The sequence below is a fragment of the Streptomyces sp. NPDC043870 genome (genome assembly GCF_056435785.1).
Window position 1 is genome coordinate 1 of record NZ_JBWKDT010000084.1, and the last position, 11,081, is coordinate 11,081.

General features: G+C 66.6%; 8 protein-coding genes and 4 pseudogenes. 11 read left to right on the forward strand and 1 reads right to left on the reverse strand.

Annotated elements, in window-relative coordinates:
* From AC0699_RS38430 to AC0699_RS38475, 10 genes and pseudogenes are all read left to right on the forward strand, one after another.
* Positions 1-251, forward strand: a pseudogene (locus AC0699_RS38430) (ISL3 family transposase); the annotation flags it as partial.
* An 836-nt stretch (positions 252-1,087) separates the two neighbouring features.
* Positions 1,088-2,110 (forward strand): tyrosine-type recombinase/integrase, encoded by a 1,023-nt coding sequence (locus AC0699_RS38435; protein WP_478670819.1) that lies wholly within the window; start codon positions 1,088-1,090, stop codon positions 2,108-2,110.
* A complete protein-coding gene (locus tag AC0699_RS38440) occupies positions 2,110-2,616 on the forward strand; it encodes a hypothetical protein (protein ID WP_478670825.1) in 507 nt (168 codons plus the stop codon). The genes AC0699_RS38435 and AC0699_RS38440 overlap by 1 nt, the downstream gene beginning before the upstream one ends.
* Positions 2,613-3,941 (forward strand): tyrosine-type recombinase/integrase, encoded by a 1,329-nt coding sequence (locus AC0699_RS38445; protein ID WP_478670830.1) that lies wholly within the window; start codon positions 2,613-2,615, stop codon positions 3,939-3,941. Before AC0699_RS38440 ends, AC0699_RS38445 begins: the two co-directional genes overlap by 4 nt.
* A 106-nt stretch (positions 3,942-4,047) precedes the next feature.
* The gene (locus tag AC0699_RS38450; RefSeq protein ID WP_478670833.1) at positions 4,048-4,563 is read left to right on the forward strand and encodes an SMI1/KNR4 family protein; all 516 of its coding nucleotides are present in this window, start codon (positions 4,048-4,050) and stop codon (positions 4,561-4,563) included.
* Between the two features lie 73 nt (positions 4,564-4,636).
* On the forward strand, positions 4,637-5,452 hold the full coding sequence (locus tag AC0699_RS38455) for a Mu transposase domain-containing protein (protein WP_478670837.1): 816 nt from the start codon (positions 4,637-4,639) through the stop codon (positions 5,450-5,452).
* A pseudogene (locus AC0699_RS38460) lies at positions 5,449-5,976 on the forward strand (ATP-binding protein); the annotation flags it as partial. The gene AC0699_RS38455 and the pseudogene AC0699_RS38460, both read left to right, overlap by 4 nt.
* Positions 5,977-6,573: 597 nt before the next feature.
* Positions 6,574-8,097: a group II intron reverse transcriptase/maturase gene (gene ltrA, locus AC0699_RS38465; RefSeq protein ID WP_478670842.1), complete on the forward strand. Its 1,524-nt coding sequence runs from the start codon at positions 6,574-6,576 to the stop codon at positions 8,095-8,097.
* Positions 8,098-8,161: 64 nt separating this feature from the next.
* The gene (locus tag AC0699_RS38470) at positions 8,162-8,422 is read left to right on the forward strand and encodes an ATP-binding protein (RefSeq protein ID WP_478670846.1); all 261 of its coding nucleotides are present in this window, start codon (positions 8,162-8,164) and stop codon (positions 8,420-8,422) included.
* 198 nt (positions 8,423-8,620) lie between these two features.
* Positions 8,621-8,797, forward strand: a pseudogene (locus AC0699_RS38475) (ATP-binding protein); the annotation flags it as partial.
* Positions 8,798-9,971: 1,174 nt separating this feature from the next.
* On the opposite strand, the gene AC0699_RS38480 reads toward AC0699_RS38475, so the two are convergent.
* Positions 9,972-10,208, reverse strand: a complete 237-nt coding sequence (locus AC0699_RS38480) for a hypothetical protein (RefSeq protein WP_478670850.1) — start codon at positions 10,206-10,208, stop codon at positions 9,972-9,974.
* Here AC0699_RS38480 and AC0699_RS38485 point away from each other — a divergent pair.
* Positions 10,129-10,889 (forward strand): annotated as a pseudogene (locus tag AC0699_RS38485) (transposase family protein). The gene AC0699_RS38480 and the pseudogene AC0699_RS38485 sit on opposite strands and share 80 nt — an antisense overlap.
* Positions 10,890-11,081: the final 192 nt, after the last annotated feature.

An 11,081-nucleotide genomic window follows, 5' to 3' on the forward strand; every position in this document is an offset into this window, starting at 1 on the left:
CTCCACTGCCAGACTGGCTTGAGAAACTCACGACCTCGCGCCTCCCTGCCCTGGCCAGCCTGACCAAGGCCATCCGCGAGGACCAGCCCGCGGTGGTCCAGGGCATCACTACCCCGTTCAACTCCGGCGTCAACGAAGGCCGCATCACCGACCTGAAGCTCCAGAAGCGGCTCATGGCCGGCCGCGCCAGCGTCCCCCTCCTTCGCCAACGCGTGATCCTCATGGCTCATCTCCGACGCCGCCACCTGTGACGGAGCGGCACCGGCGCACGGTGGCACACCCCGACGTCACGGAAATCTTGCCAGGGCCGTGAACGTGCACCACCACGTACGGATGAGAATGCACCGTTGTTGATGCGCTGAGAGGCCGTCGCCTGGAGCCTGCTGTCGTCTGTTCGGGATCGGCGGAGGGCGGCTGACGGTGGTGCTGGACCCGCATCGGTGGCTGGAGCTGAGGCGGTTTCGCGGTCTGTATGAGTCCGGTGCGATGAGCCTGCGGGAGATCGCGAAGGAGACCGGTCTGAATCGGCGCACGGTCACCAAGTACCTCTCGGGCGAGGTTCCGGTTGCACCGCCGAAGAGGGCTGCGAACGGCCAGCCACGGCGACGGGTGGTGGACGAGATCGCACCGCTGATCGACGCGATGCTGAGGGCCGAGATCCTGCTCAAAGGGGCCGTAATTCACGAACGCCTGGTGGCCGAGTACGGATTCACCGGCAACTACCAGCGCGTGAAGATGTACTTGCAGGAGGCCCGGCCCAGAATCGCGGAGGAACTGGGCATCAGCCCGAGTGAGCTCGCCGGGCTTCACCGCCGGTTCGAGGTGGTGCCCGGAGCTCAAGCCCAGGTGGACTGGGGCGACGAAGGCAAGATCCTCGCCCATGTCGGGATCCCGAAGGTCTACTCGTTCCACATGACTTTGTCCTACTCGCGGGACCCGTTCTGCTGCTTCACCACAAGCCAGGACCTGGCCACGTTCTTCGACTGCCACCGAACTGCGTTTGCCCACTTCGGCGGTTATGTGGGTGACAACTCTTCCGCGATCCCACGTTCCCGGTCAGGATGGTCGCTCCCGTCGAGGAGCCCGGATGGCCTGGCAGCCGCAGCTGATACGACGCGTCGATGCCGCGGGCAACCCCGCCGCATCGCTGGGCCACGCCCTGGCCGACGACTACCTGGAGTTCGTGGCGGCACGTTGCCGGCCGAACACCCTGCTGGCCACCGCCTACGACCTGAAGGTCTTCTTCTCGGTGGTGCCCAAGGAGCCAACCGACGTCGTCACCGCGGACATCTTCGCGTTCATCACCGCGCAGAAGAAGCCGCGACGGGGGCCGAGGGTCGTCCGGCTCGAGGATGGTGAGGCGGGGCTCTCGGCTCGGACGATCAAGCGTCGGCTCGCCAGCATCTCGGGGCTGTTCGGCTACCTGATGACCCGCGATGACCTCGCTATCGTTCGCAATCCGGTGTCGGCGGGGCTGGCCAACCGTCGTCGCAGTGGCAACCGCGGGGCACCGCTGTTGCGCACGCCACGCACCCTTCCGCGTGTCCTCGGGCCGGGTGAGGTCGAGGCGGTGCTCGGTGCGGTGAACACCGCGCGGGACCGGGCCATGATTCTCGCGATGCTGCTGGGCGGACTGCGCCGCTGCGAAGTCCTCGGCCTGAAGCTGGGTGACCTGTCACCGGGCGAGCGTCGGGTCTTCATCAGCGAGGGCAAGGGCGGGCACCAGCGTCTGATACCTGTCTCCGCGCAGTTCTTCACCGCTGTCGGCGACTACCTGGACCGTGAGCGTCCACCGGTCGACCACGACCAGCTGTTCGTCGTCCTGCGCGGACCGACCCGCGGACGACCATTGTCCGCTCACGGCCTGGACGAGATCCTCGACGGCGTCCGGAAACGGACCGGACTGCCGAAGTTGACCTGCCACCAGCTCCGCCACACCTGCCTGACCCGGCTACGCGAAGCGGGCATGGCCCTGGAAGCGGTACAGGCCCAGGCCGGACACCGCTCCATCGAATCAACCCGCATATACATCCACTTGGCGAACAGCTGGCTCGTCGAGCAGTACCTGCAGGCGAGTGCCGCCATTGACGCCGACCAGGCGAACAGCTGATGCGCCGGGCCCGCGCCGCGGCGCTACCGATCGTGCGCCCGGACCTCGTCGAGTCCTACCTCGCCCACCGGGCCGCGCAGGGCATGAACACCGACCACAAGGTCCGCTGGGGAGCGCGGGCTCTCCTTGCCGCCGTTCCCGACCTGGCCGACTTCTGCCGCCTGCCGCTGGACCGGCAGCTCGCCTTCAACCACGAGACGCACCGGTTCATCAGCTGGCTCTCGGTGACCAGGCGGATGCAGCCGGGCGCGGACTACCTGGTGGCCCGCCGTCCGCGGCTGGGCATCGTGCTCGCGCGAACAGAGCCGGAACTGCACCTGCGGTTCATGGAGACCGCCCGCACGCTCGGCTTTCGCGACGCACTGGCGATGACCCAGTTCAACCTGCTGGGCCACTTCGTCGCGCTGGTCGGCAAACGTCCGGACCAGCTGCAGCAGAATGACTGGGACGAGGGACGCCGTCTGCTGCTGGAGGCGGCTCGCCGCATCCCCCCAACCGCGGAGTGAAGGCCCTGTCCACCGCCCTGTTCAACCTCGAGGCGACGCTATTCCACTGCGAGCTGACGGACCAGCTTCCCCGCCGCCGTTCCCCGGACCGGGCCGACATCCGGGCCCGGGAGTGGTCCCAGGTCCCGGCCGGGATGGTGGACACCATGCAGCACTACCTGCGGCAGATCGCCGGCACCATGCGGCCGGGCACGGTGAAGAATGCCGAGCTGACGCTGCGGGAGTTCGCTCTGCTGGTGGCCGCCGAGGACGCGGCCGTGACCTGCGTCGCGGAGCTCAGGCGTCGGCACGTCGAACGCTATCGGCAGTGGCTGCTGGAGCGGCCGGCCGCCCGCGGCGGCCCGCTGCACCGGCACACCGTCCGCGACCGGCTGAGCAAACTCCGCGGGTTCTTCCGCCGCCTGGACGAGTGGGACGCCGCCGACCGGCCGCCCCGCCAGCTGGTGTTCGACAGCGACTTGCCGATCGCGGACGAGCCGCTGCCCCGCTTCCTCGACGATGCCGCGGCGGCCAAGCTGCTGGCCGCCTCCCGCCAGGACCCGGATCCGTTCGCCCGGCTGGCCATCGAGATCCTGGCCCGCACCGGGATGCGCCGCAGCGAGATGCTCGGCCTCACCATCGACGCGGTGGTCCAGATCGGCTCCGCCTACTGGCTGCGTGTTCCGGTCGGCAAAATGCACACCGACCGCTACGTTCCCCTGCACCCGCAGCTCAAGACGCTGCTGGACGACTGGCTGCTGCACCGCCCGGAGGGCCTGCGTTCGAACCTGCTGTTCACCGACCACGGACGCCCGGTCAATGCCTCCCGCATCGAGGCCGCGGTCCGCAAGGCCGCCGAACGGGCCAGCCTCGGCCGGGTCACCCCGCACCAGCTCCGGCACACTCTGGCCACCCAGGCGATCAACCGCGGCATGTCGCTGGAGGCCATCGCCGCCCTGCTCGGTCATCGTTCGTTGTCCATGACCCGTGTTTACGCGCGCATTGCCGATCGGACCGTCGCAGACGAGTACTTCGCCGTCTCAGAGAAGGTGGAGGCGCTTTACGACTCCCCTCGCCACCTGCCGGCCGATGCCGAGGGCTCCGAGATGGCCAAGCTCCGCCGGGAGATGCACCGCCGGATGCTCGGCAACGGCTACTGCGCTCGCCCCGTCGAGATGGACTGCCACTTCGAGTCGATCTGCGAGTCCTGCACCTTCTTCGTCACGACGATCGAGTTCCGGCCTACCCTCGAACGCCAGCGGGACGACGCCGCGGCCAAGGGACAGGTCACTCGTGAGCAGATCTTCGACGGCTTGCTGACCCGCCTCGACGAGCAGGCTGGCTGACTCTCCTTACCTGGCGGGGGCCGGGGCGCCACCCCGCCGTCCACTGGACAGGTCGATCCCGTTAGGTTTGCCCCGTTCAATCACGGCGATCGAGCAGGTGAGGCGCATGGCAGGACTCGAAGCGTTGAAGCAGCTGCTCGGCATGCCGTCGCCACGGCGGTGGTCACCCGACGATTGGACCGAGGTCGAGAATCATGTGGGCTCGCGCTTGCCCAGCGACTTCAAGGCATTCCTGGACACCTACGGCACCGGCGTGATTGCCGAAGAGCTTGTGGTCTTCCACCCCCACGGCTCCAGCCCGCTGCTGGAGCGCATGCGCCGCATCCACGAGAGCTTCGCCAACTCGCGCGAACGCCGCCCAGACGACTTCCCGCACCCGTTCCACCCCGAGCCGGGCGGCCTGATCTCCTGGGGCTACGACTATGGCGGCGACGAGCATTTCTTCCTGCCCTGCAACCCGGATCCGGACCGCTGGAAGATCGTCACCATGGCCCACGAAGAGGGATGCGAAACCTTCGACGGCTCGTTCACCGAGTTCATCGTGGCGTTCATGGAACGGCTCGAGTTCATGGACGAAGACGGCAACATCGGTCCGGCTGTCCCCAGCTTCGAATCCTGCTGACGGATCGCACCTCATTACTGCGGGATCGTCGTATTGGCGTTGACAACGAGACCCGCATATCAGAGGTGTCCCGATGTCGATCGTCTACGACCGGACCAAGACCGTCGTCCGACGGCACGTCGCACCGGGTGAGGCCGTCCCGCTGCATCCAGAGGCGGTCGCGTTCGCCGGCCACTACGACTTCGACCCCGACGTGCTGGCTGCCTACCGGCCCCAGGGCAAGGGGCGCGTCGAGCGGCAGGTCGGCATCGTCCGGGACCACGTCCTGGCTGGCCGGGCCTTCTCCTCGATCGAGGAGATGAACGCCGCCTTCACAGCCTGGGTTCCCCTGCGGCGGGCGAAGGTCCACGGCACCCACGGCGAGGTCATCGGCCTGCGGGCGGTCCGTGACCACATGGCCCTCCGTCCGCTGCCGGCCACCCCCTATGTCGTTGCCCAGCGGCACCTTCGCTACGTTGGCAAGGACTGCCTGGTCGCGTTCGAGGCGAACCTCTACTCGGTGCCGGCCCAGCGGGTCCGCCCGCGTCAGCTGGTCGAGATCAGGGCCACGAAATCCCAGGTCACGCTGCATGCCACCACACCCGACCACAGGGGAGAAACGCTGCTGGCCGCCCACCCGCGGGCAGTTGGCCGCGGTGTCCGGATCGTGGGCGAAAAGCACTGGGACGGCCTGCCCACCGGAGCTGGCCGCCGGGTCACAGCGGGCGGCGACCTGCCCGCACCTCGTCGGCCTGACAGCTCCGGCCCGGAGGCGGGATCGCTGCTGGCCTTGCTGAACCGGGCCGCGGCCACTCAGGTCGAGGTCGGCCGCCGGCCTCTGTCGGTCTATGACGAGCTGACCGGCACCCGCCCCTTCACCACCCACCCAACGCCGAAGGAATCCTCTTGAGCGAGCTGGTCTCCACCCGCATTCGCAGCACGGCCGCCAAGCTGGGCCTGCCCCACCTGGCCGAGGCCCTGACCCAGTACGCACAGCGGGCTGACGAGGCCAAGATGGGCTACCTCGACTTCATCGACCTGGTCCTGTCCGAGGAACTCGCCGTCCGTGATGACCGCCGCTTCCGCCAGGGCCTGCGGCTGTCGAAACTGCCACACCACAAGACGCTGGAGGACTACGACTTCTCCTTCCAGCCCGAACTCGACCCCCGCAAGGTCAAAGACCTCGCAACCCTCTCCTTCGTCGAGGCCAAGGCCAACGCGGCTCTGCTCGGGCCGCCCGGGGTGGGCAAGACACACATCGCCGTCGCCCTCGCGGTCGCCGCCTGCCGGGCCGGCTACTCGATCTACTTCACCAGCCTCGACGACATGGTCCGCAACCTCACCGCCGCTGAAACTGCAGGGCGGCTGACCAGCAAACTCGGCAGCTACCTGCGGCCCGCCGTTCTCGTCCTGGACGAAGTCGGCTGTGCGCCACGAGGCGCTGATGGATCTCGCGGGATGAGAGGCCCGCCGCCGGTCCTCGCAGGGACTGGTTGAAGCTGGAGGCAGGCTGAGCCCCGGGTTGGGGGTGAGGCCGGAAGCAGCCTCGACAACGTAGGGGCGGACCGACACCACCAGACGGTTCGTGCCCGCAAGCGAAGACGGAATGGGTGCAAGGAAACTGAACCAGTGGTTGACGTCCCGTGAGTCGTCAGCGGCCTGCCGAACCTGGTGGATGGGCCGCTTTGCAGTGCTGGAGATCGCCGTAGCCGATGGCTTCTCCTCTCCCGCCGCCTTTATCCCATGGGTTTCGGGAGGCCCGGACCAAGACTGCGATGTGCGGTCCGTGGCGATGCTGCCGGGGTATAGCTGGGCACCGAAGCCGTCACAGAGATCCTCAGTGAACGTGGGAAGCGATCTGGCATCGCCCTTCCCGTCCGGCAGCCGGCCGGGCGGCGGGCAGGCGCAATGCCCGCTGATGAAGCCAGATCGTGGCGGAGTCGCCGTAGTACTCGGAGGCCGGGAAAGCCGGTCACATGGGGAAGGGCGACAGCGTGATGGCAGCAGGACTGCTGTCGGGGAGGAACGTTGTTGAATAACGACGCGTCGCCGACTACTTGGCCGGGCAGCATGACGGCTCAGCGGCGGGTACTCGATCATCAGATCAAGCTGCACCGATGGGCAAGGAACGAACCGGACCGCCGGTTCGATGATGTATTCAACTTGATCTGCGACCGGGCCACTTTGGTGGTGGCCTGGGAGCGGGTGTCTGGCAACCGGGGTGCCAGGACAGCGGGCGTGGATGCGGTCACCCGCTACCACGTCGAGGAACGCCAGGGAGTGATTCCGTTCCTGGAGGAGCTTCGCTCCTCCCTCAAGGACGGGTCCTTCACCGCGTTGCCGGTCAAGCAGGCGGTGATTCCCAAGAAGAACGGCAAGGTCCGTTACCTGGGCATCCCCACCTTGCGCGATCGAGTTGCGCAGATGGCACTCAAGCTGCTTCTGGAGCCGATCTTCGAGGTCGATTTCTATCCGTCCAGTTACGGGTATCGACCTGGTCGTCGGGCTCAGGATGCCATCGCCGAGATCCACCACTTCACCTGCAAGCCGTCGACCTACGAATGGGTCATCGAAGGTGACATCAAGGCTTGCTTCGACAACGTCGACCATCACGTCCTGATGGACTTGGTGGCCGAACGCGTCAAGGACCGCAAGGTCCTGCGGCTGGTCAGCGCGTTTCTGCGGGCCGGGGTTGTCGAGACGCATGGTGGATTCGCGGAGACCCTCACGGGTACTCCGCAAGGAGGAGTTGCCTCTCCTCTGTTGGCCAACATCTATCTCTCGGTTCTGGACCGGCATTTCTCGCGGATCTGGGACACGGAGATGACTCCCGGATGGCGCAAGCAGCAACGGCGCCGACGGGGACTGCCGAACTTCCGCATGGTGCGTTATGCGGACGACTTCGTCGTGCTGGTGCACGGAACGAGGTCTGAAGCAGAAACCATCAAGGCAGAGATTGGCAGTCTGCTGACCAGCAGACTGAGGATGACCCTCTCGGATGAGAAGACCCATATCACCCACATCGATGACGGTTTCGTCTTTCTCGGCTTCCACATCCAGCGGAGGTCCTGGGGCGGCGGCCGTCGTGTCGTGCTCACCATCCCGTCCAAGCAGGCCTTGGCGTCGGTGATGCACAAGATCAAGAAACTGACGGGGCGGAGTACGACATCGCTCTCGTTGGAGGAGGTGCTGCGGACGGTCAACCCGGTCCTTCGGGGCTGGGCCGCGTATTTCCGATACGGCGTATCCAAGAAGACGTTCTCCTACCTCGGCTGGTATGCGTGGTGGAGGCTGATTCACTGGATTCGCTACAAGCATCCTCATATGACCTGGAAACAGTTGCGCCGCCGCTACTACGGGGCGGACCGCATCACGGAGGGCGGGCTCGTCCTCTACAACCCGGCGAAGATGCGGGTCGAGCGTTACCGCTTCCGCGGAGCGAAGATCAGCACGCCCTACAACATCGATGAGGTGAATCCGGACGGAGCACGCTTTCGCCGGACCAGCCACGATGATGTGGCCTTCGTCGGCCAGGTCAGCGAATATCTCGCCTGATTCATCGGATCACGTGGAGAGCCGGATGCTCGGCCAACGGGCACGTCCGGTTCGGCGGGCGGGGATGGGAAGACCGACACCGGAAACGGTGCACGGCGTCCCGTCCCCGACCCAACACCAGCCCCTCGCACGAGCCGAGGCCAACCTGGTCTTCCAGGTGATCTCAAAGCGCTACGAAAAGGGCTCGATCATCCTAATACTCCAGCCGGACTTCTGTATTTCTGCTGGTCAACGGCCTGGCGGTGGGGAGTGTAGCGGGGGTTTTGCATGGGTGGGACGGTCTTGGGCCGTCCGTCCCACCAACGTGTGCCCGCGCCGCATGTAATGGCAGCGTCGGGCACGTGCTTGGTGGCGACGCCGCCATCGAGACCAGTTCACCGCGTGGTCGCGGCGTCCAGGTCTCTTCAACCGAATGATCGGCCAGCTCTACCACTGCCTCCAGCACCGCAAGCTGTTCGACGAAAACACCGCGTTCCCGATCGCTATCACCGCCGCAGCTTGACGCGTTGGCATCGTGAGGTGTCTGACCTCGAACAAGACCTTCAGCGAATGGGGACAGGTATTCGGCGACGAAGTCCTCGCCACCGCCATCCTCGACTGCCTTCTCCACCACTGCGGCGTCATCTCCATCAACGGCCCAAGCTACCGCCTCAAGAACCGACTCGCCGCCATCGAACGAGACCGGCACGACGCAGCCTGACCGCTTGCCGCCGGCACGGGCCGCCACGGCGCCCGCACCTACCTGGGCGGAAGCCGTCTACGGGCGGCAGCCCAGCGGGCATCGCGAACCGCCGACGTGCCTCTGAGAGCCGCGAACTCGCTCGGCGCCTGCACGAGTCGGCATGCGCCGGTGTCCTGATCGACGAGGATCGGCCAGTTTCCACCAACTCGGAACGGACGCCCTTCCTCGTCCCTCGCGGTGGGGTGCCAAGTGAAGCCGAACATGCCCGTCACGGCGGGAGTCGCCCACAGGCCGAGCTCAAAAGCCCATTCATCCCACCGCTCGGTCAAACCGCGACCAAACTCCTCCGCGAGCCGCCTTGCCTCGCTCTCCTCCAAAGAACGCTCCTACAGCGTTCAAAACCACAGGCAGACCCTACGAGAGCAGGGTCCGACCTGGTGCACGTATCTCCGTACTTGGCGGAGCACTCAGAGGAGTACGCCGACAACGGTTGGCCTTATGTCATCCGGTTGATGGCCCGGCTGGCGGAAGGCCCGCGGCCGCGGTGTGAGCAACTGTGGTGGTGGGCGGGTGCCAGGATTTGCAGACCCGAGCGGAACTGTCACCCGGCCCGGGGGCCGCGGGACTCGGACTTCGCGGCAGGCCGGCCTTCCGACCCCTTCGCGCCAGGGGCCGGGCAGGCCGGCCAACCCCGACGGTCCGTCTTCCTCGACCTTTAGGTCGGCTAGAGCACGGCCGGGCTGACTGGGGCCGGAAGAGCCCAACAGCGAGCCGAAACTGCGCGCCGTCTTCGCTAAGCTCCGCGACAAGTTGGCACTGTCCTGGTGGTCATGGGCCAGCCTGCCTCGATCGGTGCCTCCCGCTCGCCGGGGCCAGCGGGGCGCCGCCCAGGCGCTCAGCCTCCGAGATGGCGATCTTCACGGCCTCGACGGCGTCTGCGCCGGTGCACGACGGTGCGATGTGCCAGCCGTGCCCGTCAGCCGCCAGATCCCGCCGCCGGTCGTCTCGTACTCGAAGAGACCAGCTGCCACACCCCGTTGGGCGAGGACGGCGGGTCGGCGACGGCGGCCTTGCCAGCCTCGGTATGCTCCCGGCGTTCACCCTGGTAGTCCACGGGCTGGAGCAGGTCCCGCCTACGCAGGGCCCGTTCAACCGCCGAGACGGAGACGTCATGGCCGTTGGTCCGCATCATTCAGTGGATCTTGCGATGACCCCAGGCCGACCAGTCCGCCGCGCACTTCGCGGCGAGGGACGCCAGCGCGTCGACCACCGGGGCCGGCCACGGCCCCTTCACCGGCCCTTCGCCGCGGCGGGCGCGAGCCTGACAGAGGGTGCAGATACGGCGCGGGATGCCGGTCAGCTCGCAGAACATCGAAATCGGAATCGCCGCTTCGGTGCAGATCACTCCATTGGTTCCGTATCCTTCCATGCTCGACGTCCCACACGAGCTCGTTGAGCACGTTGCGTGGCTCATCTACGCCCGAAGGCGTGAACTGAGCTCGCCGTAGAGACGGCTCGGTTGCTTCAAGCAGGCTCTGCTGGTGCTTGCGCACATCCGGAAGAACGAGACATTCGCCCAGGTGGGAGCCGGGTTCGGTGTCTCGGAGGCGACGGCCTGGCGCTAGGTGGACGAGACCTTGGAGATTCTCGCCGCGTGGGCGCCGGGTCTGCACGAGGCCCTCGTCGGACTGAGTGAGGGCGACTTCGTGATCGTCGACGGCACCCTGATCCCCACAGACCGCGTTGCCGCGGACGAGCCGTACTACTCGCAAAAGCACCGCAAGCACAGGATGAACGTGCAGGTCATCGCCACACCGGACGGCACGCCGCTGCGGTTCTCCCGCGCGGCACCGGGACGGCCCCACGACCTCACCGCGGCCCGCGCCCACGGCATCGTCCGGGCCTGACCCGGCAGATCATCGTTCTGGCCGACCGTGCCTACCAAGACGCCGGCGCCACCGTCCGCACCCCTTACTACAGCCACCACGAACAGCCCGCCCACTACCAGCAGTACAACCAGGACCACGCCCGGCTGAGGGCACCGGGCGAACGCGCCAAGTCCTGGCGCATCCTCCGCAAAGTCAGATGCTCCACCCGCCGCATCTCCTGACCTGCGACTATTCAGGATGAAAGGGGCTCACTGAGCCCCGCAAATCCGTTTCACACTCAACCCAGGCAAAGCCGCCCTCGTGATCTTACCTACTTAGCCTCGCGCTTTCACGAAGCAGGCTGTCCAAGAGCTGATCAGAAACGCGGAAAGTGCCCTTGACCTGCAACGATGGGACTTGCTGAGGGTCCTGTT